Source organism: Bacillus haynesii, from assembly GCF_001969855.1.
Classification (GTDB): Bacteria; Bacillota; Bacilli; order Bacillales; family Bacillaceae; genus Bacillus; species Bacillus haynesii.
The window spans coordinates 218,449-240,340 of the sequence record NZ_MRBL01000007.1; the positions used below are offsets into that span (position 1 = coordinate 218,449).

30 protein-coding genes are annotated in these 21,892 nt (G+C 46.1%); 23 read left to right on the forward strand and 7 right to left on the reverse strand.

Annotated features, from left to right (window positions below):
- Positions 1-37 precede the first annotated feature (37 nt).
- The 5 genes from BTA31_RS07980 to BTA31_RS08005 all read right to left on the reverse strand — a co-directional run bounded on the left by BTA31_RS07980 (position 38) and on the right by BTA31_RS08005 (position 5,745).
- Positions 38-1,462, reverse strand: a complete 1,425-nt coding sequence (locus BTA31_RS07980) for a DHA2 family efflux MFS transporter permease subunit (RefSeq protein ID WP_076790613.1) — start codon at positions 1,460-1,462, stop codon at positions 38-40.
- Positions 1,463-1,478: 16 nt separating this feature from the next.
- Positions 1,479-2,057 carry a TetR/AcrR family transcriptional regulator gene (locus tag BTA31_RS07985; RefSeq protein WP_076790616.1) on the reverse strand — a complete coding sequence of 193 codons (579 nt, stop codon included), beginning with the start codon at positions 2,055-2,057 and terminating at the stop codon, positions 1,479-1,481.
- A gap of 377 nt (positions 2,058-2,434) precedes the next feature.
- The gene (locus tag BTA31_RS07995; protein WP_043925690.1) at positions 2,435-2,848 is read right to left on the reverse strand and encodes a regulatory YrvL family protein; all 414 of its coding nucleotides are present in this window, start codon (positions 2,846-2,848) and stop codon (positions 2,435-2,437) included.
- Positions 2,849-3,219: 371 nt separating this feature from the next.
- Positions 3,220-3,702, reverse strand: a complete 483-nt coding sequence (locus BTA31_RS08000) for an immunity protein YezG family protein (RefSeq protein ID WP_076790618.1) — start codon at positions 3,700-3,702, stop codon at positions 3,220-3,222.
- A 3-nt stretch (positions 3,703-3,705) separates the two neighbouring features.
- Positions 3,706-5,745, reverse strand: a complete 2,040-nt coding sequence (locus BTA31_RS08005; RefSeq protein ID WP_076790620.1) for a T7SS effector LXG polymorphic toxin — start codon at positions 5,743-5,745, stop codon at positions 3,706-3,708.
- Positions 5,746-5,970: 225 nt separating this feature from the next.
- Here BTA31_RS08005 and BTA31_RS08010 point away from each other — a divergent pair, with 225 nt between their 5' ends.
- Positions 5,971-6,618: a poly-gamma-glutamate hydrolase family protein gene (locus tag BTA31_RS08010; RefSeq protein WP_076790621.1), complete on the forward strand. Its 648-nt coding sequence runs from the start codon at positions 5,971-5,973 to the stop codon at positions 6,616-6,618.
- A 12-nt stretch (positions 6,619-6,630) separates the two neighbouring features.
- Here the strand turns inward: BTA31_RS08010 and BTA31_RS08015 are convergent, their stop codons facing one another.
- A complete protein-coding gene (locus BTA31_RS08015; protein ID WP_043925693.1) occupies positions 6,631-7,287 on the reverse strand; it encodes an ImmA/IrrE family metallo-endopeptidase in 657 nt (218 codons plus the stop codon).
- Between the two features lie 188 nt (positions 7,288-7,475).
- Positions 7,476-7,829, reverse strand: coding sequence for an HTH-type transcriptional regulator Xre (gene xre, locus BTA31_RS08020; RefSeq protein WP_076790623.1), 354 nt, complete (start codon positions 7,827-7,829; stop codon positions 7,476-7,478).
- A gap of 172 nt (positions 7,830-8,001) precedes the next feature.
- Here xre and BTA31_RS08025 point away from each other — a divergent pair, with 172 nt between their 5' ends.
- The 22 genes from BTA31_RS08025 to BTA31_RS22520 all read left to right on the forward strand — a co-directional run bounded on the left by BTA31_RS08025 (position 8,002) and on the right by BTA31_RS22520 (position 21,892).
- Positions 8,002-8,262, forward strand: a complete 261-nt coding sequence (locus tag BTA31_RS08025; RefSeq protein WP_076790625.1) for a helix-turn-helix transcriptional regulator — start codon at positions 8,002-8,004, stop codon at positions 8,260-8,262.
- On the forward strand, positions 8,252-8,548 hold the full coding sequence (locus BTA31_RS08030) for a hypothetical protein (RefSeq protein ID WP_076790627.1): 297 nt from the start codon (positions 8,252-8,254) through the stop codon (positions 8,546-8,548). Before BTA31_RS08025 ends, BTA31_RS08030 begins: the two co-directional genes overlap by 11 nt.
- Entirely contained in the window at positions 8,549-9,373 is an 825-nt protein-coding gene (locus BTA31_RS08035) for a helix-turn-helix domain-containing protein (protein ID WP_076790630.1), read from the forward strand. It abuts the gene before it with no gap.
- On the forward strand, positions 9,273-10,073 hold the full coding sequence (locus BTA31_RS08040) for an ATP-binding protein (RefSeq protein WP_076790632.1): 801 nt from the start codon (positions 9,273-9,275) through the stop codon (positions 10,071-10,073). Before BTA31_RS08035 ends, BTA31_RS08040 begins: the two co-directional genes overlap by 101 nt.
- Positions 10,073-10,243: a hypothetical protein gene (locus tag BTA31_RS22995; protein ID WP_165569740.1), complete on the forward strand. Its 171-nt coding sequence runs from the start codon at positions 10,073-10,075 to the stop codon at positions 10,241-10,243. Before BTA31_RS08040 ends, BTA31_RS22995 begins: the two co-directional genes overlap by 1 nt.
- A gap of 99 nt (positions 10,244-10,342) precedes the next feature.
- Positions 10,343-10,684: a hypothetical protein gene (locus BTA31_RS08045; RefSeq protein ID WP_076790634.1), complete on the forward strand. Its 342-nt coding sequence runs from the start codon at positions 10,343-10,345 to the stop codon at positions 10,682-10,684.
- The gene (locus tag BTA31_RS08050) at positions 10,681-10,884 is read left to right on the forward strand and encodes an XtrA/YqaO family protein (RefSeq protein ID WP_043929206.1); all 204 of its coding nucleotides are present in this window, start codon (positions 10,681-10,683) and stop codon (positions 10,882-10,884) included. Before BTA31_RS08045 ends, BTA31_RS08050 begins: the two co-directional genes overlap by 4 nt.
- A gap of 118 nt (positions 10,885-11,002) precedes the next feature.
- Positions 11,003-11,506: a sigma-70 family RNA polymerase sigma factor gene (locus BTA31_RS08055; protein WP_043929207.1), complete on the forward strand. Its 504-nt coding sequence runs from the start codon at positions 11,003-11,005 to the stop codon at positions 11,504-11,506.
- Between the two features lie 373 nt (positions 11,507-11,879).
- On the forward strand, positions 11,880-12,680 hold the full coding sequence (locus tag BTA31_RS08060; RefSeq protein WP_076790636.1) for a terminase small subunit: 801 nt from the start codon (positions 11,880-11,882) through the stop codon (positions 12,678-12,680).
- Positions 12,677-13,975, forward strand: a complete 1,299-nt coding sequence (locus BTA31_RS08065) for a PBSX family phage terminase large subunit (RefSeq protein WP_076790638.1) — start codon at positions 12,677-12,679, stop codon at positions 13,973-13,975. The genes BTA31_RS08060 and BTA31_RS08065 overlap by 4 nt, the downstream gene beginning before the upstream one ends.
- Before the next feature lie 2 nt (positions 13,976-13,977).
- Positions 13,978-15,492 carry a phage portal protein gene (locus tag BTA31_RS08070; RefSeq protein ID WP_076790640.1) on the forward strand — a complete coding sequence of 505 codons (1,515 nt, stop codon included), beginning with the start codon at positions 13,978-13,980 and terminating at the stop codon, positions 15,490-15,492.
- Positions 15,493-15,499: 7 nt separating this feature from the next.
- Positions 15,500-16,348 carry an XkdF-like putative serine protease domain-containing protein gene (locus tag BTA31_RS08075; protein ID WP_043929211.1) on the forward strand — a complete coding sequence of 283 codons (849 nt, stop codon included), beginning with the start codon at positions 15,500-15,502 and terminating at the stop codon, positions 16,346-16,348.
- 17 nt (positions 16,349-16,365) lie between these two features.
- Positions 16,366-17,301, forward strand: a complete 936-nt coding sequence (locus BTA31_RS08080; protein WP_076790642.1) for a phage major capsid protein — start codon at positions 16,366-16,368, stop codon at positions 17,299-17,301.
- Positions 17,302-17,415: 114 nt separating this feature from the next.
- On the forward strand, positions 17,416-17,790 hold the full coding sequence (gene yqbG, locus BTA31_RS08085; protein WP_043925375.1) for a protein YqbG: 375 nt from the start codon (positions 17,416-17,418) through the stop codon (positions 17,788-17,790).
- Entirely contained in the window at positions 17,787-18,143 is a 357-nt protein-coding gene (locus tag BTA31_RS08090; RefSeq protein WP_076790645.1) for a YqbH/XkdH family protein, read from the forward strand. The genes yqbG and BTA31_RS08090 overlap by 4 nt, the downstream gene beginning before the upstream one ends.
- Complete coding sequence (locus tag BTA31_RS08095) at positions 18,140-18,628, forward strand: HK97 gp10 family phage protein (protein ID WP_076790648.1); 489 nt, start codon at positions 18,140-18,142, stop codon at positions 18,626-18,628. The genes BTA31_RS08090 and BTA31_RS08095 overlap by 4 nt, the downstream gene beginning before the upstream one ends.
- 12 nt (positions 18,629-18,640) lie before the next feature.
- Positions 18,641-19,081: a hypothetical protein gene (locus BTA31_RS08100; RefSeq protein ID WP_003180824.1), complete on the forward strand. Its 441-nt coding sequence runs from the start codon at positions 18,641-18,643 to the stop codon at positions 19,079-19,081.
- Positions 19,082-19,306 carry a YqzN/YkzM domain-containing protein gene (locus BTA31_RS08105; protein WP_076790650.1) on the forward strand — a complete coding sequence of 75 codons (225 nt, stop codon included), beginning with the start codon at positions 19,082-19,084 and terminating at the stop codon, positions 19,304-19,306.
- Positions 19,306-20,652 carry a phage tail sheath family protein gene (locus BTA31_RS08110; protein WP_076790652.1) on the forward strand — a complete coding sequence of 449 codons (1,347 nt, stop codon included), beginning with the start codon at positions 19,306-19,308 and terminating at the stop codon, positions 20,650-20,652. Before BTA31_RS08105 ends, BTA31_RS08110 begins: the two co-directional genes overlap by 1 nt.
- 1 nt (position 20,653) lies before the next feature.
- Positions 20,654-21,097 carry a phage tail tube protein gene (locus tag BTA31_RS08115; protein WP_020451024.1) on the forward strand — a complete coding sequence of 148 codons (444 nt, stop codon included), beginning with the start codon at positions 20,654-20,656 and terminating at the stop codon, positions 21,095-21,097.
- A 166-nt stretch (positions 21,098-21,263) separates the two neighbouring features.
- Positions 21,264-21,713: a phage tail assembly chaperone gene (locus BTA31_RS08120; RefSeq protein WP_003180832.1), complete on the forward strand. Its 450-nt coding sequence runs from the start codon at positions 21,264-21,266 to the stop codon at positions 21,711-21,713.
- 41 nt (positions 21,714-21,754) lie between these two features.
- Positions 21,755-21,892, forward strand: coding sequence for a hypothetical protein (locus tag BTA31_RS22520; protein ID WP_094777418.1), 138 nt, complete (start codon positions 21,755-21,757; stop codon positions 21,890-21,892).

A 21,892-nucleotide genomic window follows, 5' to 3' on the forward strand; every position in this document is an offset into this window, starting at 1 on the left:
GTTTCATGCCTCCTGCATTTTTTTGATGGATCGATGTTTATGCTGCATGCTGTTCCTCGCGTCTGCTTTTCACAAAAACCGAAATCACAAGAGCAGCTGCTGCAAAGACGATGGCTATGAAATAAACCATATGAACGCCTTCTGTCATGCCTTGCATGTGCAGCTCCTGACGGCTGCCTCCGGAAGAATGCGCGATAAAGCGATTCGAAACGGTCGTCAGGATCGTCGTGTACAATGCCGGACCGATGGCCCCTGACACTTGATTGACCGTATTCATAATCGCCGAACCATGCGGGTACAGCGGTTTTGGGACCTGATTCAAACCGAGCGTCATAATCGGAGCCATCGTCAATCCGACGCCGAGTGTGAAGCCGGCGTACAGCATCATTCCGACCGCCATCGGCGTATCGCTTGAAATATTCGTAAATAGCGAAAGGACGGCAATCACAATGATCAATCCGGTGATCAACAGCGGTTTAAAGCCAAGCTTATCAAACAGGCGTCCTGCAACTAGAGATGTCATTGCCAGGACAAGGCCGCCCGGCAGCATAAGAATGCCTGTATAAAGCGGTGACAGCTCAAGCGCCATCTGGAAGTAAAGCGGCAAAATCAGCATCATCGAAAACTGAAGCATCATCACGATCCACATCAGGATAACCGAGACGGAAAATATTTTTGAACGAAACGGCCTCATATCAAGCATCGGCACTTTCAATTTGAGCTGGCGCATGACGAACAATATTAATCCGATGACACCGGCCGCCAGTCCGATGATGACTTTCGGACTGCTCCAGCCCGCTGCTTCCCCGGCGTTGCTGAAGCCGAAAACGATTCCGCCAAACCCGACAGTCGATAAAAGAATTGATAATATGTCAATTTTCGGATACGTCAGTTCGGTTACATTTTTCAAGCGGAACGCCGCGTAAAAAATCATGAAGACCGATACTGGCAGCATCATGAAGAAAACAACCCGCCATGAATAATGCTCGACAATATAGCCTGAGATGACCGGACCGATCGCCGGGGCAAATAAAATAACGAGCGTGAGGATTCCGGTCATCGTTCCGCGTTTTTGCGGCGGAATCAAAGTCAATATCACATTCATCACAAGCGGCAGTATCAAACCTGTACCTGAGCCCTGAATGATCCGTCCGGCGAGAACGAGCGGGAAGACCGGAGCGATTCCGGCCAGAAAGGTTCCCGCTGTAAATAACGTCATCGCAGACAGAAACAGCTGCCTTGTCGTAAAGCGCTGCATTAAAAACGCGGTAATCGGCACGGCGATGCCGATCATGAGCATATATCCGGTTGACAGCCACTGCGCTGTGTTTGCTGAAATGCCGAAATCGTCGATAATCTTCGGCAAAGCCACATTCATGACCGTCTCATTAATCAGAGCGAGAAAATTTCCGACGATTAAGATTGCGATAATCATGAAGGAGCCTTTTTTAGCTTGTTCCATTTGCATTTCCCACCCTTTATGATCGTTTTAGTAAAAAAGGAATTTGTTCGGCGGCTGCACTGAGGGGCCGACCGTTTTTTTTCGTCACTGAGAGCACATACGCACCCTCAATCATCGCTTGTATCGCAACGCTCAGTGTCTCGGCCGTTTCCGGCGCGTAGCCTGACTGGAGCAGTTTATCCTGATAGACAAGCTGCCAGTCTTGATAAACCTGTTCACACGTTTGGCGGAGCCTTTCGCTGAACGACCACGTTTCTGCGGCGACGGATACGATCGGAATATCATCGTTTTCTTCCATGATGTATTGCTCGATTCCGTCAGCCATCATCTGGATATAAGATTGAAACGCCTTGACAGGATCAACTTCACGGCTGATCGCTGACAATATATACGCTTTGATTCTTTCCCCGGTTAATTGAATCGCCTCTTGCGCCAGTTCTTCTTTGCCGCCGGGAAAATAATAATAAAGCGATCCCCGCGGCGCTCCGCTTTCGGCCGTGATTTGGCTCAGACCTGTGGCATGGTAGCCTTGTTTGCGGAACAATCGTGAAGCTGCCCGCAATACTTTGTCGCGGCTGCTCATTTTTTCTGCCATTCTATCATTCCCTTATGATTTTATACTGATCGGTCTATATAATTTTAACGAAAAAAAAGACCTTTTTTGAAGGCCTGTTTTAAAAAAAGGACGATTTGTCCATATTCGGTTCACCGGGAATCCGCTGAAGGCTTAAGAAAGCCGGCAAGCAACGGCGCCACAGCAATCACTGCCAAGATCGACAAAAGGCTGTCAGAGATGAGGTGAACAAAAGTGGAATTGATGGTATCAAGTCCGAGCACCGTTAAATAAAAGGCTAAAAAAACATAGCCGAACATTTTTCTGCGGAACGTCTTTTGAGTTGAATCAAAAGAAACAAGCCGGCCAGTAAAATGATAAACGTCACAGTTCTGTTCTCCCTTCGCAGGAAATGTTTCTCAATCCTCGTATGTCCGGTTTCTTTCTTTGTTGTCTTCAAATGCCAGATGAATGACGAATAAAAACAGACAGGCGATGATTTCGACATCCAGCGGGATGGTGATGCTGTCCATCAATTCATCAGCGAGATGGATGGCAAGCCACGTAAAAAAACATTCGATCATAAAGGTCACGGCTTTATGACCGATCATAAAGCTCAGAATCTTTTCCGGGATTTCAAATAGCGCGCCGAGGCCAAAGGATAAAAGGATATACCAGAAGAGCGACCAGGGTGATTCGTATGTAACGCCGAAAATCGCGAAAAAGCCGGCAACGCCGAAATAATAAGACCCGAATAAGAGCGTAAACACAGTGAGGATCAAAAGAAAGATCATTGTCACTGCGAACATGGTACCGAGAGTTTTTTTAATCATTAAACATTCATTCCTAATCATGCAGTGTATATTCATGATATCAGAAAAATATCCGGTTGTGAGTTATTAATGAGATTTTGGGGTTAAAGTTTGTGTGAGTGGGGGGAGTGAAGAAAGTGTTCTGAAAAATTCCTAAGGTGTTTTTCGAGACCTAATTAATCACCATATATCATATTTGGAGCGTTTTCATAAGGGCTGCAAAGAGGATAGGATCCCAAATAAAAAAGGCTGCCAGCAGGCAACCTCACTTTGTTAATCATATTTCGTATTTGCTTGTTCTTAAACCGACATGTTTACCCGAAGAATCATTTTCTTGCCTCAGGTGATTTCGATTTTGGTTCAACTACTTTTTTGAATCTCATTTGTATTGTCTATTCATTTTCATCTTGATTAGATTCAAGGTATTGCTCTAAAACTTCCTTATCATCTTCATCTTCTGGCCAGAGTCCTAAATATTTGTGTTCCCATACAATTCTTCTTTCATAATCATCAGCATCTGATAAATCCTCATAGTCGTAATCGATATTAAATTCACCATCACTTTGAATGATCATAGTGAGACTCGTCCAAGTCTTTTGATCACTATTCTTAAATTCGTACCATAGCTTTTCTAAGTTATTGATTAATTGTCTCCAAAGATTCCGATAGTCTTCTTTTTCAATACTGAAAAATTCAGGGATATTATGACAATATACCGGTGAATCATTTCCTTCAGGATAATAATAAAAGAATCCTTTTTGCACATCTTCAAGAATTTCTCCATAAATCAAAACTTTTGACCATTCCTCTGGTATAGTCTCAACAACTGTCTCTGCAATTTCTTGATATATCGTGTTTAATTTATTTTCATCCATTGGCTACCTACCTCCAGGCTTATTATCAAATTTCACAACTTCCCATTCGCGTTTTCCGATTTTATATTCTATCTCAAAGCTTGCCGGTCTTTGGGAATTCCCTTTATAAACTGGCTGTATTTTAACCTCAACTGTTCTTCCTTTGTCGAGATGTTTAGCCCACATGTTCTCAAGCTTTTTCCATTCTCCTTTATTTAAGTTACCATCCATCGGCACAAGGTTGTCAAGCTTTCCAGATCCTTCGAATATACTTGCAATGAGATGGCCGCCTTCATCGGTTTTTAATCGGTCCTCACGGCCGGCAATTCTTTGAGCGTATTTGTTTCTCTTTGCTGCTCCCAAATTCAGTTTGCCGCTGACATTTGTAATACGTCCTTTATGATCAGTTTTATAAGTATAGCCTACAGGCGTTGTATACTCAATGTTCGGTTTTAACACCTTTCTTCTTTTCACTCTTGTGAAATGGTCACCATATTTCACTTTATGTATGGTTTTTGAGTCTACTTTAATGTCTGTTTTCGTTTTGGAGGAACCACCCGCAAGGATGCTGGCCATTCGATGTCTTGCTTGATCAGAAATCTTTTTGGTTTGTTGAATTAATTTATCTTTCAATCGAGATCCATCTATAGTATTGAACGGAACTTTGCCAGCATTGGCTAAAGCTAGTTGAGGGGAAGCGATTTGGATTTTCGGAAGGAGATTTTTAATATCTTTAAAATCCCTGACAACTTTATCAGCTGCTTTCTTACCTGCCTTTTTCGCACTCTCTATGCCCTTGCTAGCTGTCTTTTTAGAGACATTCTTTACCTTAGATGCGGCTTTTCCCACCTTGCCTGCCCTAGCCAATTTGCTAACTTTGTCTGCACCTTTCGTTCCGACAATGGATGACGCAACCATTCCAGTAGCGTAAGTAAACCATCTCGCCCTGCTTTCTGCATCACCATTGATGACGTCCCTCACGAAGGAGTCCTCGATATCTTTCTTTAGGATTTCAAATGTTTCTACAGGGTGAGTGACTGTGTAGGTAATGCCCTCTAGCGTCTCTTTTGGATTGGTTATGGTATCTCGTATTCCTGTCACTGTATCGACGGCCACATCTTCTATTCCTTCTTCAATGCCCTGCTTGATACGCCCCATGATACCACTTTGTTTTCGTTTTCTATTTATAGTGTAAAAATAGTAATATTGCTGCTTTTCTGTCAGATTTTCAATTCCAATCTCTTTTGCAATCTCAACAAATTCATCAGGATCAATGACATTTTCGAGCTTCTCCTTTAGGTGAGAGATTTTATTAACCTGTTTGTTAGCTTCGCTAACTTCCTTTTCGAGTTTTGATCTCTTATCCAGCTTATCCAACATAACGCCCATCGCTGTATCCTGGTTTCCACTCAAGGTATCCATTATATCCGGTTTTAAAATAGAACCTTTCTGATAGCCAGTGATTTCAATTTTAGGGCCTGTGTACATTTTTTTAAGCCTTGCAATGTATCTTTGCATTGTTTCTAAGTCGTTTTCAGCGGTTTTGAGGGTGTTCGTCTGCTCCCTGTCGAATGTATGTAATTTTTCAATTGTCTGATTGATTTCTTTTAAAGCTTTCGAATAATTCTCGTGAAAGTTACTATCATCTAATTCCGGCAAATCGACTATATGGCTGACTTTAGAGATCGTAGCATTCGTTTTAGAAACCAAACGCTTCGTGGTGCGATCGGCATCTTTCACTCCTTGTTCCAGCTCATTATCGAGGAAGGTTTGCGAAATATATCCATTGTGTTGTGGCTCCAGGGAATTCAATGCACTTTTGATTTTCTTCAGTGCTGATTGGTATTCTTCGATAAAAGTTTCGTAAAATTGAAGGAATGGTGTGTGACACTCTTTATAAAAATTCCGTATTGCGTCGCCGCCTTTTCCTTTTAAGGCGTCATTAAGCGATGTGATACCCTCCACGCTTTTTTTGAGGTTGACGATTTCTTCTGATTGTTGCTTTAATTGTTCAAGCGTATGATCAATCGCTTTGTGCAGCGACTGAACGTCCAGAGTCTTCATGGCATTCTCCTCTAATACTAAAGTTGCAATCATATTAGAGTTTACCACTTTACGGAAGGGGATTGGTGAATACATCCTGTATATCCAAGAAAATGAATCTTTCGATTTAGGTTTATATACCTATTTAAAAGAGATTTCATTTTCCTAGAAGCCAACATATTTACAACCGCTGCAACTCCCGGTACACTACATAAAAACAGGACAGGCAGGTGCAAAAATCGAAAGATGAAGCAGGCTTTAACTGACCAATACGGCAGCTTTACAGAGATGGCAGAAAACGAAATAGAAGGAACCGATTATTCGGTGGCTGCGCGGGATGCAGGGAGCGCTCTGCTTGTGATGGCTCCCCACGGTGGCGGAATCGAGCCCGGCATCAGTGAAATTGTCAGGGCTTTTGAAGAGGGTTTTTCGGTTTATTTATTGGAAGGATTGAAAAGGCGCGGCAATAAGAGTCTTCATGTGACAAGCGCCCATTTTGACTGCCCGCTTGCCGTGCGAATGGCTGCAGGACATCGATACATACTGGCGTTTCACGGATATGACGAGCCTTCCCGCCGACATACGCTCATCGGGGGGACAGATCGAAGGCGCGCCTTGATGTTTGCGGAGACATTGGAGAAGCACGGATTTTCTGCGGAGCTGGCGGCTGAAAAGGGATATCTTTCAGGTACAAACTCTGCAAGCATCAACAATCGCTGCCAAACCGGTTTAAGCGTGCAATTTGAAATCAGCACCGCCCAGCGGAAGGCGATGTTTGAGCAATTCACATTAAAGGGCAGGCGAACGTCTCAAAATGAGGTGTTTTCCCGCTATGTCAAAGCTTTGAAGGAAGGAGCCTGCATCTCGTATGGGCCGAGTGCAGCCGGCAGCTGAGCCGGCTGTTTTTTATTTTCTCAGCATATAAGCCGGCCGGCTTTCTGCCGCGACCATTTTGCCGAGGCCGCTTGCTGCTGCGTACGGGCGGCGGCTTTCCCGCCGGTAGCGTGCAAGTTCGTCTTCTTCTTCAAGACGGACTGCATTCGCTGATTCGCTCTCTTGGGAAAGGCTTGCCATCCACGCCTCATGAAACTGGATCCCGGCTTGCCGCTTTTCAAAGAGCTCGATCCGCTTGACAGCGAACGATTCCGTGACTTTAAAGAGGTCGGCGATCATTTTAGCGGCTTGGCATCGCAGCTGAGGAAAATCCATTTTTAAAAGCATAAAAGTAGGGACGCAAAAATGGTACATAAATTGATTGGCCTGGAACTCCTGCAGCTCCCTGAACATCTGATTCATGTAAAGCTGGTTTCCCGCGTGCTTTAATACGTGGCACAGCTCATGGGCAAAATCCTCCCACTGCTTTTCCTTTGAAAGGCTGCTGTTGAGAATGATGCTGTACATGCCGTCATGCTTAATCATCATGCTGTTGACATTTTCATAGTGAATCCAAATGTTAAAATGAGCGGCTATGCGATTCATATCAATCTGGTGGGGTTCAAAAAAACCAAACTTTTGGTACATATTTTTTACGTATTCTTCTAGGTGAGATAAATAAAACTTCAATACGAGACACCCTTTCGAACGAATGTTCTGTTTTTAGCGGGAAAGAAAAGCCCGTCAAAGGGGCTGTCATGATTTCATGCAAATCTATCATATACGATGAGCAGCCTCTTTAGCAAATCTTTCCCTTTTTTATCGTCTTATCTATTAAATCGGCGCTCACCAGGTCATGTTTAATAAAAATTCCTTATTTATCCGTTTTGTTTATCTTCGGGCTTCCGTTTCTTCTCTTTTTCTTTTAAGTATTGAATGAACTCGATGGCCTGCTGTCTGCTTTCGGGGGAAAATTCCTGCATGTCGCGGTATGCAATTTGCAGATCCGGATCTGCGATTTCGTCTTCAATCGTTTTTTTCTTTTCCGTTCCTGTCAACAGATAGTCTATCGTCACTTTATAGTAATCGGCGAGTTTTTTTAATGTTTCATAGTCCGGCTCGCTTCTTCCGTTTTCGTAATGGGAGTAGCGTGCCCGCGATACACCGATCTGCTTTGCCACTTCTTCCTGTGTCCGTTTTCCTCTCAAGCTCTTCAGTCTGCCGCCTAACATAGAATGACCTCTCTTCCTCAATTCGGCATGTTTATCTCTATTATAGATACAAAATGTATCGAAATAAACAAATGATAAAAAAAGTATCAAAAAAGTGTTGATGATAAGAAGTGTATCGTATATAATCAAACCATCAGATACGTATTGTATCAAAAATGGGGAGTGAGAACATGTGCGAAAACGATTGATCGAAGAGCGCTCTAAGAGGGGATGGACACAGAAGCAAGTGTCGGAAAGACTTGGACTCTCCGAGATTTATGTTCGCAAAATCGAAAGGGGAACACGCAATCCCGGCAGAGAAACGATGTTGAAATTCGAAACGCTTTATTCAGTGCCTGATCGATTGCTGTTTCCCGATCTTTTTCAGGTTTGTGTGGATACATATTGTATCAATGGAGCTCTGTATGAAAGAAGGCGATGTCATGAATCTTGAACATCCGATGGTCACACACATTCGAACGCACGGCTATCCAAAGGAAGCCGACAGAGAGCAAATGCGAAGACCCGGCGGAATCGCCGGATATCCAAAAGGAGGCAGCATGGGTAAAATTGTGATTTCCTACAGCTCAGACCGGTTTGATCAATGGCGGCTCGGCGAAGCCGGGGGATTCATCGCTTTTACGAAAGACGGAAAGCCTGTATTCCAATTCGATCATAAAGGCCAATACGAACGGTACCTCAGGCTGAACAGCAAAAGGCAGAAGGAAGGGGGAAGATGAATGTCCCGTCAGCTGAATCAAAGCTATCCCTTTTCGGTTTACTCAGGGCTTTTAACACCTGTGCACTACGAGAAAATAGGCCATGCCATTTGGCTGTTTTTATGGTGCATCAGTTCAACAACAAAGGAAATCGAACGCGATGGGATGACATGGGGCATCGTGCTCGGCAACAAGCCGCTGAAAGCAGCAGAACTGGCTCTTCAATTCGGCGTCAACGAAAAAACGATCAGAAGGTGGCTCGCTCTTCTCGAACGAAACGGCTACATTGCAGTCACAAGAGCGCCTTACGGAATGATTTTGTCAGTCAGACATTCAAAAAAATTTGCCTGCGCCAGCCATGTCCGAACAGAACTGCCTGATCGGACAGAAGAGACTGGCCGTGCGGACAAGCTTGTCCAATCTAATAAAGATATCACACAAATTAACACAAAACATAATATGAGTTCCATAAAAACAATAGCAGAACGATTTGCCGCTCTCAGGTCTTTACAGGAAGGAAAGCCTGTCCATCCCTCATCAAAAGACTACCAGGCCATCGCCCGGATTGTCGCCCGCGGAGTGTCTCTTCCGCAAACAATCAAATGGCTTGAACAATGCTTTGAGGAGTATGAGACGCGGCGCCGAAGCCGCCATGAAACGATCAAAGTCTTCAGCTACTGTGAAAAATATATCATCGGCCGGCTGGCCGAAGCGGAAGCGAAAACAACTGTCAGGAGGGAGAACAATGCCCAAAAGAACAATCGAAGAGGTTATGGACGAACTGAGAAACAGGAGCCGTCTATCACAGGGGGACAAACCGGAAGACTCCGCCGCAAAACGGTATGACTGTCCGAAGTGCAAAGATGAACTCGGGTTTATCGAACGGCGCGGAACGATGGAAGTATGGGTATCATGCGCCTGCCGCGAATGGCGCAAAGCGCAAAAGCTGTTGAAGTCGAGCGAAATCACCGAACAATTTAAAAACTTAAACTTTGCTCAATTCAAGACGGAAGGAAAGCACCAATCTGTAAAAGAGGCGTATGAATGCGCTGTTGAGTATGTACAAGCCTACCGGGACATTCAGGAAAGACGCAGAAACAGCATCGCACTCTTGGGACAACCCGGTTCAGGGAAGACTCATTTGCTGACGGCCGCCGCCAATGAGCTGATGAGGAAGCTTTTCGTACCCGTCCTGTATTTTCCGTTTGTCGAAGGATTCAATGATTTAAAGCAGGACTTCTCGTTGCTTGAGGATAAGCTGAACCGAATGAAGCAAGTCGATGTGCTGTTCCTCGATGATCTGTTTAAGCCGGTGGGAGGCAGGCCGCGGGCGACGGAATGGCAGATCGAACAGACATATGCCGTCGTCAATTACAGGTATTTGAACCATAAGCCGATCATGCTGTCCAGCGAGCTAACCGTTGAAGAAATTGTCGGCATAGACGAAGCGCTCGGAACGAGGCTGGTCGAAATGTGCCAGGACTTTCTCGTCGTCCTGAACGGGAGCTCTTTCGGCATCAATCATAGACTGGAGGGGATGGTTTGATGTGTCCGCTATGTAATGGGAGAAAATCAGTCCATCAGGACGCAAGGATCGGAACGATTTTCCGCGCTTGTCCGAACTGCCGCGCTGAAAGCGGTGATTTGACGGATGTGATCAAACATCTGGAAGCGCTGATTGCAAAAATGACAACAAGGGTGAAACAAGGTGCTTAAATGTTTAAAAGCTATGATTCTCATCATCTGGACAGCGGCAAAAAGAGATGCACAAATGAAACGATGGCATGAAGAAGACGGAAAGTGAGGAAGACATACGTGAAGAACGAAAGTGAGGCGTACAGCCCATCACCATGGCGCGTCGTCAGAACAAATACCGATCTGTACATTTATTCAGCATACAGCAAAGCCGAAAAGAAGCGATTTCCTTATTCCAACGGGCGGGTGATTGCCAAAGTCGCCGACTACAGCGCATATTCCAAGGAAAAAAATGCCCGCTTAATCGCTGCGGCTCCCGAACTTTTGACCGCAGTGAAGCTCACGCTTGCCTATTTGAAGCGAAAACGGCACGCTCCCGGTGATTCAGTTGAGAATCAATTGATGAGCATTTTAGAAAAAGTCGTCGCAAAAGCGGAATTTGAAGAGGAGGAAAAAAGATGAACCATCCGGCAAAGTTAACAGATATCCACGATACGACGGTTGCAAGCCGCATCAAAAAAGGAAAGGTGACGGTGATCGTACTTGACGGCATGAACGGCACGGCATGGCAGGCCGAGGCGCCTGAGCACGGCAAAACCGTCATTGAAACGAGAAAGGGAGACCTCGCAAGGGTCGAATTTGAAATCGGCTTTAAGCTATAGCTCTACAACTTGAATATTAGTCCAAGACGGAAAGCCTGCGGACGCTGATCAGATGCACATCTTACTGTGCGGCTGATTGGTGTCCTTTTTTATTTCAAAAAAACGGAGGTACACCAAAATGGAAGATTTGCTTTTCGAATATAAAAGAGCGCTGAAAAACACGAAAAAACTATATCGGCCCTATCAAGATGAACAAGGGCTGACGGCTGAACAGCTGAAAGATAAAAAACTGATCAGAAACATGATGACCGATTTGGAATATGTGATCGACTGGCTTGAAAACGGAAGGGAGCCGGGAATCAGACGGGCGATTGACAGGCGCGACGCTTATAAACGGATGCTCCTGAAAGATCCGCAGATCATCGACACGTTCTCAGAACAGATTGCATTTGAACCTGCTCAGGAAGTGTCAGCATACGATAAAGCCCGGATTGAAACCGCACTGTCTGCCCTTACGGCACGCGAAAAAGAAATCTTCATTTTACATAAGGTCGAACAGTTTTCCTATGAGCGGATTGCCGCCATGCTCGGCATCAAAAAGTCTACTGTTCAAACCAATGTAAAACGGGCACAGCTGAAAATCGCGAAACAAATCGAAAAGCCTCTCGATTGTATGGCATAACGATATAGCCAGATTGTTGACAATATCCAAAAACGGCTTTTTGTTTTGGGATTTTGTCATCCCTTCAACGCGACCCGCAACCCTTGCAGTCTAGGAAAGCCGAGCATCGGAGCTGACTTTCACAGGATATGATGACGGCGGCGTTCAGGCACGACGCCTGGTCGGCTAGCCGTCTCCTATTCGTGAGCATCGACTCAGCAGGCCTGACAACGAATGCGAGAGTTTGTCGACACTCTGATATCTGTCTTTTGTCATACGTTTGCCACCTATAAGTGAAAAGAGAAAAAAATATAACGTACTGTTCATAAATGGAAGATTCATATAGTGATGAAATATTACTGTTTCTGATAATGAGAGGCGGTGAAGATGAACAATGCCAAGGAAAAGGGATCCAAAAAGGGATGAAGCTTTTCGTCTCTATCAACAATACGGGGGGAACATTACGAATCTTGCTATCGCAAGAGAACTCGGTGTTTCAAATAAAAAAGTCAGCGTTTGGAAAACCCGCGACCGTTGGAAAGAGGTTTTAAATGGGGATGACACGGACCGGGGAAAAGCAGACATCCACAATGAAGGGCTGAATGAACGGCAGCGGCTGTTTTGCATCTATTATGTGAAAAGCTTCAATGCCACCCAAGCGGCGGTAAAAGCGGGCTATTCCCCGGCCAGCGCACATGTGACAGGCTGCCGGCTTCTGAAAAACGAAAAGGTGGCCGATGAAATCAGGCGGATCAAAAAAGAAATGGTAGGGGAGATATTCGTCGAGGCAATGGATGTTCTCCAAGTTTATGTGAAAATCGCGTTTGCCGATATGACCGATTATGTGACTTTCGGCAAAAAAGAGGTACAGGCTGTCGGAAAGTCCGGACCGCTGTTTGATGAAGAAAACAATCCGGTTATGAAAGAGGTCAGCTTTGTCGATGTGAAACATTCCGACCTCGTCGATGGCACAGTCATCACGGAAGCGAAACTCGGGAAAGAAGGAATCGCGATTAAGCTGGCCGATAAAATGAAGGCGCTCGATAAGCTCTCACAGTATTTTGACCTTTTCCCTGATTCATTTAAGCGGAAAATTGAAAATGAGAAGCTGAAGCTCGCCAAACAAAAAGCCGACAAAGATGCGGAATCAGGTCCCGTTGAAGTGGTAATCGCCCGAAAAGGTGATCCGGCTTGATCATGAAAGAAGTCAATCCGCATTTTGAAGATTATTTGTTTAACTGGGATCAGACGTTTCAATTTCTTGTCGGCGGATACGGTTCGTCGAAAAGCTATCATACCGCTTTAAAAGTCATTTTAAAGCTGCTTCAGGAAAAGCGGACCGCTCTTGTCGTAAGGGAAGTGTTTGAAACACACAGGGATTCGACGTTTTCTTTATTCGCATCCATTATCGATGAGCTGGGTGTTCATAAGGCGGCCGAGGCGGTTGCTTCACCGATGCACATCAGGTTTGCAAACGGCAGCCGGATTATTTTTAAAGGGATGGACAACCCGGCGAAATTGAAATCCGTCAACAACATCTCGCTGATTTGGATTGAAGAATGTTCGGAAGTGAAGTATGAGGGCTTCAAGGAACTGATCGGCCGGCTGAGGCATCCTGATCACAGGCTGTATATGATGTTGACGACAAACCCCGTCAGCCAGTCAAACTGGACGTACAGACATTTTTTCAAGGATGAGCGGAACAAGCGGTTTATTTTGGATGATGAGGTCTTGTACAAAAAGCGGGTCGCTGTCGTCGGTGATACGTATTACCACCATTCTACAGCGGATGACAACCTGTTTTTGCCGAAAAGCTACCTCAAACAGCTTGATGATATGAAAGCATATGATCCCGATCTGTACCGGATTGCCAGAAAAGGACGGTTCGGGGTAAACGGCACAAGGGTTCTGCCGCAATTTGAAGTGATGGAGCATGAGGAGGTCATGAGACAGATCTCCGCCATTTCCAACCCGCTGAAGAGAACCGGAATGGATTTCGGATTTGAGGCATCCTACAATGCCGTCGTCCGGGCGGCCGTCGATCCCGACAAAAAATATCTATATATCTATTGGGAGTACTACAAAAATAAAATGACAGACGACAAGACGGCTGAAGAGCTTAACGAATTCGCGGTTACGAAGGAGCTGATCAAAGCTGATCCCGCTGAGCCGAAAAGCATTCAGTTTTTCAGGCAGAACGGTTTTAACATGACAGCAGCCCACAAGTTCCAAGGCTCGCGCCTGCAATATACGAAAAAAATCAAGCGGTTTAAAAAAATATTCTGTTCTGACCGATGTGCCAATACGATCTACGAATTGAAGCCGCTGACCTATGCGACGGATAAAGACGGCAATCTGAAGGAGGATCAGTTTACAATTGATCCGCACACGCTTTCCGCGCTATGGTACGCGCTTGATGATTATGAAGTCACCGATTTGAAGGCTGAGCCGGAAGTGAGAAAACGGCCGAACAGGAAAAGGGGGAGATAGCTATGTCCACTCAGCAAACGGTAAGAGCGAAAGTCATGAAATCCCGTTTTCACGGGCCTGTAACAAAACAAATATATGAAGATCAATTTTCGGAGATCTACGGCGATGAGATTATCGCTCCGCCTTACAATTTGAAAGAACTGAAAGCCATTGCCGAATATTCTTCAATTCTGCAGCAATGCATTGACGCCTATAAAACGAATATTGCGGGGTTCGGGCTCGATGTAGAATACGCTTTTGATTTCAACGGTGCGGATGTGACGCCCGATAAGAAAAAAGCTGCTGAGACCGATTGGACAAGGCTTGAAGATTTTTGCCGCCATCTTCATTTTGATGAATCGGCTGAAACGATTTTAAGCCATATGATAGAGGACCGCGAAAAAACGGGGAACGGGTTTTTGGAGGTGCTCAGAAACGGTGCGGGGCAGCCGGCCGGTATAGAATATCTCGATGTCAAAAATATGCGCGTATGCGGATTTACAGAACCGATCGAAGTTGAATACACCTACATGGAAAACGGATCGCTAAAAAACATCAAAAGGGAAAAAAGGTTCCGCAAATACGTTCAGATGATTGACGGCAGGAAAGTGTACTTTAAAGAATACGGCGATCCGCGCGTCATGGATATGACCACCGGAGCGTTTGACAGACAGACTCCGCCTGAACGAAGCGCGAATGAAGCGATCCATTTTAAAATCGGCAGCGGCGTCTACGGCGTTCCGCGCTGGATCGGAAATATTGTCAACCTGTACGGAGCGCGGAAAGCGGAAGAGCTGAATTATATGTACTTCAGACAAGGCCGGCACGTACCTGCCGTCATTACGGTTGAAAACGGCATGCTCTCAGAGGCTTCCTACAGAGAGCTGCAGGAATATATGAACGACTTGGAAGGCGTTGAAAATGCCCACAAATTTTTGCTGATCGAAGCAGAGGGGATCGCACAGGAAAAAGACATTCACGGCAGCCAGGACATTACACCGGTGAAAGTGGACATCAAATCCCTCGCCGAAATTTTGCAGGAAGATGCGCTGTTTCTTGAATATGACGAGAAAACCCGGAATAAAATCCGCTCTTCCTTTAGGCTCCCGCCGCTCTACACTGGTGATGCCCATGAATATAACAGGGCGACAGCCGATACCGCCCGCAAAATCACCGAAGAACAGGTTTTTGAACCGGAGCGGAAAATATTGATCGGCAAGCTGAATACGCTGTTTCTCCGTGATTTAAACATTTTTCACGCGAGGTTCCAGCTGAAAGGACCGGACTTTCGCGATCCGCTTGAGATCGCAAAAGTGCTCGGTCCTTTTATTCAGGCGGGAGCGGTATCTGCAAATGATTTGCGAGACCTGGCCGGCAGAGTGCTCGGCAAGACGCTTGATGAATGGCCGGAAGAAGAATTCAGCAGGCCGCTCGTTTACCAGGAAAGCTCAAAGAATGCTGAAGCGGAAGCCGGAGCACTGCTGTCTGAACTGCAGGAAGCCGTCGAGACATTGAAACAGATCACTGAAAGGAGGTGAACACTTCGTGCCGAGAGAGCTTAAAAATGCCAAGATCAATTTCGTCAGTTATGTCGACAAAGCGGCGAACAAAAAGAAATTTTTTATGACGAAGTCGAGTGAACCGCCGACATTTCAAAAGGAAGTCAAGCTGATTGCAAAAGCTGAGGATGAAAAGAAGCTCGTCTACGGCGTAGTCTACGAGCCCGACATTCAGGATGCCCACGGCGACTTTATGACGGCTGAAGAAATTCAAAAAGCCGCCCACGGTTTTCTGAAAAATGCCCGGAAGATCGACAAGGATCACAATTTCCAGGGAGGCGTCGGAGAAGTCGTGGAGTCCTATGTTGCGCCGGCTGATTTTGAAGTAAACGGCGAAACGATTGTGAAAGGCTCTTGGGTGCTGGTCACAAAAGCCGGCGATGAGATCTGGGAACAGATTAAAAAAGGAAGCATCACCGGCTACAGCATGGCGGGCACTGCCGAAACGGTCGAGCACGCGCCCCGCGCCGGCTCTGAAACCGATGAGCCCGGCAGTTTCTTTCAGCTGTTTAAGCAGTTTTTTGCCGGCGACAAACAAAAAACGGGAGAGGAAGAAAAAAAGATGAAACGATCAGAAGTTCAAGGAACGATTGAAGCCGTCTTGGCTCCGCTTCTCAAACGTCTTGACGATTTGGAAGGGGATAAAGCAGCAGATGAAAAAGAGCAGCAGACAGACCAAGACGCACATGTGAAGGAAATCGTCGAGGACATGCTCGCCCCTCTTATTGCACGCATTGAAGCACTCGAAAAGATGAGAGGCGCCTCAAAGCAGGCAGCGGCTGAAAAAGAAGGGGAAGAAGAAGTTAAAAAATCGATTTGGAGCGGATTGCTTTAATTTGGAGGAGGAAGACAATGAGAAATCAAGAGATTATTCGTAAAGCCGAGATGTCGCTTGCGACGCTGAAAAGCGGAGGATTAATGAATCCGGCGCAGGCTTCTGCATTTATTCGCATGGTGCAAAACACGCCGACAATTTTCAGCGAATCGCGCGTCATTCAAATGGAAAATGACTCGCAAAAATTTGAAAAGATCGGTTTTGGCCAGCGGATTCTAAGAGCAGCTGATGAAGGTAAAGCGTTGGCGAAAGACCAATTAACCGCACCGGTGACCAGCACGGTCGAGCTGAATGCGAAAGAAGTCATTGCCGAAGTCAATATTACTTATGACACGCTCGAAAATAACATTGAAAAAGACGGCCTTCAACAGACGTTGATGCAAATGCTGGCGGAACGGGCTGCCGTGGATATTGAAGAACTGATCGTCAACGGTGATGTCTCATCTTCAGATCCGTATCTTGCCCAGCTCGACGGGATCCGGAAGCAGTCGGTCTCCCACATCGTCGATGCAGGCGGGGAGCAAATCAGCCGACAGCTTTTCAAACAAGGGCTGAAAGCTGTTCCGGCAAAATATATGCGCGTGCCACAGGAATTCAGATTCTACACATCGCTCGGTCAGGAGGTTGAATGGAAAGACCGCGTCGCAGACCGTCAAACCACTCTCGGGGATGCGGCCGTACAGGGCGGACTTTCAACCGCTTTTGGCGTGCCTGTTAAAGGGGTCTCAAATATTCAGCCGTATGCATACGGAGAAGGAGATACGGCCGCCGAAGCATCAGACATTATCTTGACGCATCCGAAAAATATCATTCTCGGTTTCTCGCGCAATATCAGAATTGAAGTCGATAAAGACATTCGCGCACGCAAATTTATCATTGTCCTGACGGCAAAACTGGACAGCAAATTCGAAGAAGAAGACGCGGTTGCAAAAATCGTCAATGTAAAAGAGTAAATGCCTTAGTCTGAACGGTTCCAATAAAGCATAGCCGATCGGCGGGGAACGAGTCCGGGCACAAGCGAAAGCGCCCCGGACAACAGCTAAAAGCTCTGGAAGGATGTGATGAACTTGCTGATCACGCCCGACGATATCGTCCAATATTCCGTTATTGAAGCCGTGAAAAACCGGCCGCAGGAATTGCTGCGGCAGGATATCCTTGAAGCGGAAGCGGAAGCCGAGCAGATCACGGGGCATCGTTTTACAGATGAAAAATATGATCCGCTGCCGGAAAAGGCAAGGCTCGCTTTGCTGCAGCTGGCACAGTACTTTGCATTGAAAAACGGTGATGAATCGCTTTTGAAAGGCTACAAATCCGAGAAATTGGGCGACTACTCCTATACGCTCTCAAGAAGCGGAGGCCTGGCGAAGCCCGACGTCTATAAACTGCTCGAAGAATTTATTCTTGATTATGAATCTGTTCGATTCAAGGTGCTGCCGCTATGAGCTACAAAAGATTATTAAGCGACCGCTGCGATATCTATCATCTAAAGGAAGATCAGGCCGAGGAAGCAAGGTACGGCATTCCCGCGCCAGACCTGCAGCCGATCCGCACATACAGGGACACACCTGATCTTCAGGACGTTCCCTGCTATTTCACGGAAAAAAACCAGTCGATCATCCAGCAAGATCCCGAACAGGTCATCTATCATTCATATTTGGCCCATTTTCCGGCGGATGCAGATGTGCGCCTTCACGATCAGGCGGTCTGGAACGGTGTCAGCTACACGCTCCAGCAGCCGCGCCACATCAAAGGCCATCACCTGGAAGTCTTAGCGGTCAGGGATGAAAAACTATGAAAATCAAAGGATTGAAACAGCTGTCGCAGACGCTGGAAAAAGCGGGGCAGAGCGGCTTTCGAACTGAAGCTGCCAAGTGGCTTGAACAGGCGGGAACCGATTTTTTGGACCTGGTCCGTGACGAAATCGTGCGCGCTGGATCGATTGATACCGGCAGCCTTTTGCGCTCTTTCAAGCGGGGCGCCGAAGGGAACAGGTGGGAAATCGAAAAAGGCGGCCTCACGCTTGAAGTCGGGACGGAGTTAGAGTACGCCTCATTCGTAAATGACGGCCATTGGTCAGGCGGAAAAGATGAAGTCAGGTGGATTCCGGGACAATGGCACGGCGGCCGGTTTCAATACGATCCCGGTTCATGGTCAGGCATGGCCTTAAAACGGCAATGGGTAAAGGGAACAGGCTATTGGGAGCATGCGCTTTACATATTTGAGCGTTTATTTGAAAAACGCCTGCATGAAAGGCTGCAAACATGGCTGAATTCCCTTTAAGGAGGTGAAGCTTTGAACGACGAAACGGGATCTGTCATGAATTTCTTTTATCAAGTCTTTCCTGTCGTCTGTTATGAAAAGGAAATACCCGACCATTTTCAAATACCGTCACTATATTTTCCTCCCCCTTCTGTTTTTGATGAGAATGATACGGTTTCAACATTTAAAAAAGTCTTCACCCTGAATGTGAAACTGTTTCACCATGATTCGCAGCAGGCTCACGATCATGCCGAGCGCATTGCAGACGCCGTAAGGGAAGCGCGGCACATCATACCGCTCATTGACCGATCGGGTAAAGGCACAGGGGACAGCTTGAGGATCAGCCGGATCGAGACGAGGATAGGGGATTCCGGCACAGCGTCCATTATTATTCAATGGAACAGCCGCTACTGGTACAAACGGGAAAGCGAACTTTCTCTGGAAACAATTGATTTTACAAACGGGGTGAAATAATTGGCAGTCAGCAAAAAAACAAACACCGAAGCAAAAAAGGCGCCTCAAGAGCAACGTGAAGCGCTGTTCTACATCGAAGATCTGAGGGAGCACGCGAAAGAGCTTTTCGGCATTAAGCCGGAAGTTCTCGACGGTGCTCTTTTTCATGTGAAAGAAAAGCAGATTTCAAAACATGAGGCAAGTCAGCTTATTCAAACATTTTTAGCCAAGGAGGTCATGAATTAATGAACGGCGGAACATTTACACCAGGCAAAGAAAAAGATCGTGCCGGCATTTATTTTAATTTTAAAACGACAGCGGAGGAACGGGTTTCCATCGGGGACCGCGGCACAGTTGCCCTCCCTGTCGTCATGAGCTGGGGGGAGCCGAAAACATTCGTATCGATTTCCAGCGTTGAAGATTTAAATAAAAAAGTAGGATTGAACATCGATGATCCGTCTCTTCTGCTTTTCCGCGAAGCGAAGAAAAATGCGCAGACCGTTTTGCTGTACCGTCTGAACACAGGAGCGCCGGCGAAAGCCCAAATCGGCGAAACGCTAAGCGTAACGGCAAAATACGGAGGCGAGAAAGGGAACGACATTTCGATCCGCATTTCCGAAAATGTGCTCGATTCTAAAAAGTTTGATGTCACAACCTTTGTCGGAATAGATGAAGCTGACCGACAAACCGTCAAAACGGCAGAAGAGCTTACCGCAAATGCGTACGTTGCGTTTCAAGGGGAAGGCGCGCTTGAACTGACAGCGGGCACAAAGCTGGAAGGCGGAGAAAACGGAACGGCAAGCGTTGCTGATTACACCGCATTTTTAGATGCTGCCGAAACGGAATACTTCAATACGATCGCACTTCCGGTTGCAGACAATGAACAGCTGAAAGCCACTTTTGCCGCTTTCATCAAACGCCTTCGCGACAAGCAGGGCCAGAAAGTCCAAGGCGTTGTCGCCGATTATGCCGGAGACTATGAAGGCATCATTAATGTAACGGGAGGCGTCGTGCTGGAAGACGGCACAGAAATCACCCCTGAAAAAGCGACGGCATGGGTTGCTGGAGCGAGCGCAGGCGCGACTTTTAATCAGTCGCTGACATTTGTCGAATACGAAGGAGCTGTTGATGTCCTGAACCGTCTGGATGAAGACCAGGTCATCGAACGTCTGAAAAAAGGCGAGTTTTTATTTACGTTTGATGCACGAGATCAATCGGTCAGCGTCGAAAAAGACATCAACTCTTTAACGAGTTTCACGGCCGACAAGAACAAAAAATTCTCGAAAAATAAAATCATCCGCGTTCTCGACGGAGTCAACAATGACCTGACCCGCGAATTAAAGGCTTTAATCAAAGCGCGAAAAGCAAGCGGCAGCGACATTCCTGCGTCCGATGATGGTTTGCAGTACGTCAAAACGCTGATCATTCAGTATATGACGTCACTTCAGGAAGCCGGCGGCATTACCGGCTTTGATTCTGAAAGCGATATTGCCATTACACTGAATGAAGACCGCGACGGGTTTTTAATCGATTTGGCCGTTCAGCCGGTTGATGCAGCAGAAAAATTCTACTTTAATGTGGAGGTAAAATAATATGGCATTAAAAGCGCAAAACACGATTTCCGGAAAAGAAGGCCGTCTTTTTCTCGACGGACAAGAGATGGCTCACATCAAAACATTTGAGGCAAACGTCGAAAAGAATAAAGCTGAAGTCAATATTATGGGCCGCCGCATGACCGGCCACAAAACAACAGGTGCAAACGGCACGGGAACGGCGACATTTTATAAAGTCACATCTCAATTTGTCACATTAATGATGAACTACGTGAAAAAAGGCGAAGATCCGTATTTCACGCTCCAAGCCGTCCTTGACGACCAGTCATCAGGCCGCGGAACGGAACGGGTCACACTGTATGATGTGAATTTTGACTCAGCCAAAATCGCCGGCCTTGACGTCGACTCAGAAGCGCTCGAAGAAGAAGTGCCGTTCACATTTGAAGATTTTGACGTCCCTGAAAAACTGAAAGATACGTTTTAAAAAAGGAGCCGTATACAACGAGCCCGCTTTTCAAAAATAGACTGCAAAAGCTGGTCTATTTCTTCTTTTTACAGAACGAAGCAAGGACATATGACACCATGCACTCTCGCCAAGCCGAGAGTGCTTTTTTATTGCTAAAAATTGAATGTTAAAGGAGCAAGCAGACATGAGCGAAAAACAAGAAGAAAAAGTATATGATTTATCCTTTTTTATGCCGGGACAAACCGTTGAAGCCGAAGAAATCAAAGTACCGATCTCAAAGCGGTTCGTCGATAAAAAGGGCAATGTCATTCCGTTTGTGTTTAAGCCGATTACAACCGAGCGCATTGACGAGCTTGAAAAAGAAAATACAACTTATAAAAACATCAAAGGCAGAGGCCGCGTCAAGGATCTCGACACCCAGCGCTTTTACGCCAGAATCGCCATTGAATCGACGATCTATCCTGATTTCCGATCAAAGGAATTAAGAGAAGCCTATAAAACGGCCGACCCGGTCGAAGTGGCCAAACGCGTTCTGTCCGTCGGAGGAGAATATGCGAACTGGCTCAACAAAGCGATTGAAATCAACGGATTTGAAGACGATCTTGAAGATCTGGAAGAAGAAGCAAAAAACTAATCAAGGATGGGAATAAAGAAGCGGTGTATCTCTATTTTGCGATGCACGAACTTCACTATTCTCCATCCCAGCTCCGGGAGCTGTACGAAGCCCCAAAACCGTTTAAGGCATTATTATACGGACTCATCAGCTACAAACTTCAAATGTTGGAAAAAGAAGCGCGGAAAGGAGGTACATAA

What these genes read in the sequence shown, in the direction of transcription:
- BTA31_RS07980 (WP_076790613.1), bottom strand. Translation starts at nt 1,462, where the DNA reads ATGGAACAAGCTAAAAAAGGCTCCTTCATGATTATCGCAATCTTAATC.
- BTA31_RS07985 (WP_076790616.1), bottom strand. Translation starts at nt 2,057, where the DNA reads ATGGCAGAAAAAATGAGCAGCCGCGACAAAGTATTGCGGGCAGCTTCA.
- BTA31_RS07995 (WP_043925690.1), bottom strand. Translation starts at nt 2,848, where the DNA reads ATGATTAAAAAAACTCTCGGTACCATGTTCGCAGTGACAATGATCTTT.
- BTA31_RS08000 (WP_076790618.1), bottom strand. Translation starts at nt 3,702, where the DNA reads ATGGATGAAAATAAATTAAACACGATATATCAAGAAATTGCAGAGACA.
- BTA31_RS08005 (WP_076790620.1), bottom strand. Translation starts at nt 5,745, where the DNA reads ATGAAGACTCTGGACGTTCAGTCGCTGCACAAAGCGATTGATCATACG.
- BTA31_RS08010 (WP_076790621.1), top strand. Translation starts at nt 5,971, where the DNA reads ATGAAGCAGGCTTTAACTGACCAATACGGCAGCTTTACAGAGATGGCA.
- xre (WP_076790623.1), bottom strand. Translation starts at nt 7,829, where the DNA reads ATGTTAGGCGGCAGACTGAAGAGCTTGAGAGGAAAACGGACACAGGAA.
- BTA31_RS08030 (WP_076790627.1), top strand. Translation starts at nt 8,252, where the DNA reads ATGAATCTTGAACATCCGATGGTCACACACATTCGAACGCACGGCTAT.
- BTA31_RS08035 (WP_076790630.1), top strand. Translation starts at nt 8,549, where the DNA reads ATGTCCCGTCAGCTGAATCAAAGCTATCCCTTTTCGGTTTACTCAGGG.
- BTA31_RS08040 (WP_076790632.1), top strand. Translation starts at nt 9,273, where the DNA reads ATGCCCAAAAGAACAATCGAAGAGGTTATGGACGAACTGAGAAACAGG.
- BTA31_RS22995 (WP_165569740.1), top strand. Translation starts at nt 10,073, where the DNA reads ATGTGTCCGCTATGTAATGGGAGAAAATCAGTCCATCAGGACGCAAGG.
- BTA31_RS08050 (WP_043929206.1), top strand. Translation starts at nt 10,681, where the DNA reads ATGAACCATCCGGCAAAGTTAACAGATATCCACGATACGACGGTTGCA.
- BTA31_RS08055 (WP_043929207.1), top strand. Translation starts at nt 11,003, where the DNA reads ATGGAAGATTTGCTTTTCGAATATAAAAGAGCGCTGAAAAACACGAAA.
- BTA31_RS08060 (WP_076790636.1), top strand. Translation starts at nt 11,880, where the DNA reads ATGCCAAGGAAAAGGGATCCAAAAAGGGATGAAGCTTTTCGTCTCTAT.
- BTA31_RS08070 (WP_076790640.1), top strand. Translation starts at nt 13,978, where the DNA reads ATGTCCACTCAGCAAACGGTAAGAGCGAAAGTCATGAAATCCCGTTTT.
- BTA31_RS08080 (WP_076790642.1), top strand. Translation starts at nt 16,366, where the DNA reads ATGAGAAATCAAGAGATTATTCGTAAAGCCGAGATGTCGCTTGCGACG.
- BTA31_RS08090 (WP_076790645.1), top strand. Translation starts at nt 17,787, where the DNA reads ATGAGCTACAAAAGATTATTAAGCGACCGCTGCGATATCTATCATCTA.
- BTA31_RS08095 (WP_076790648.1), top strand. Translation starts at nt 18,140, where the DNA reads ATGAAAATCAAAGGATTGAAACAGCTGTCGCAGACGCTGGAAAAAGCG.
- BTA31_RS08110 (WP_076790652.1), top strand. Translation starts at nt 19,306, where the DNA reads ATGAACGGCGGAACATTTACACCAGGCAAAGAAAAAGATCGTGCCGGC.
- BTA31_RS08115 (WP_020451024.1), top strand. Translation starts at nt 20,654, where the DNA reads ATGGCATTAAAAGCGCAAAACACGATTTCCGGAAAAGAAGGCCGTCTT.
- BTA31_RS08120 (WP_003180832.1), top strand. Translation starts at nt 21,264, where the DNA reads ATGAGCGAAAAACAAGAAGAAAAAGTATATGATTTATCCTTTTTTATG.
- BTA31_RS22520 (WP_094777418.1), top strand. Translation starts at nt 21,755, where the DNA reads ATGCACGAACTTCACTATTCTCCATCCCAGCTCCGGGAGCTGTACGAA.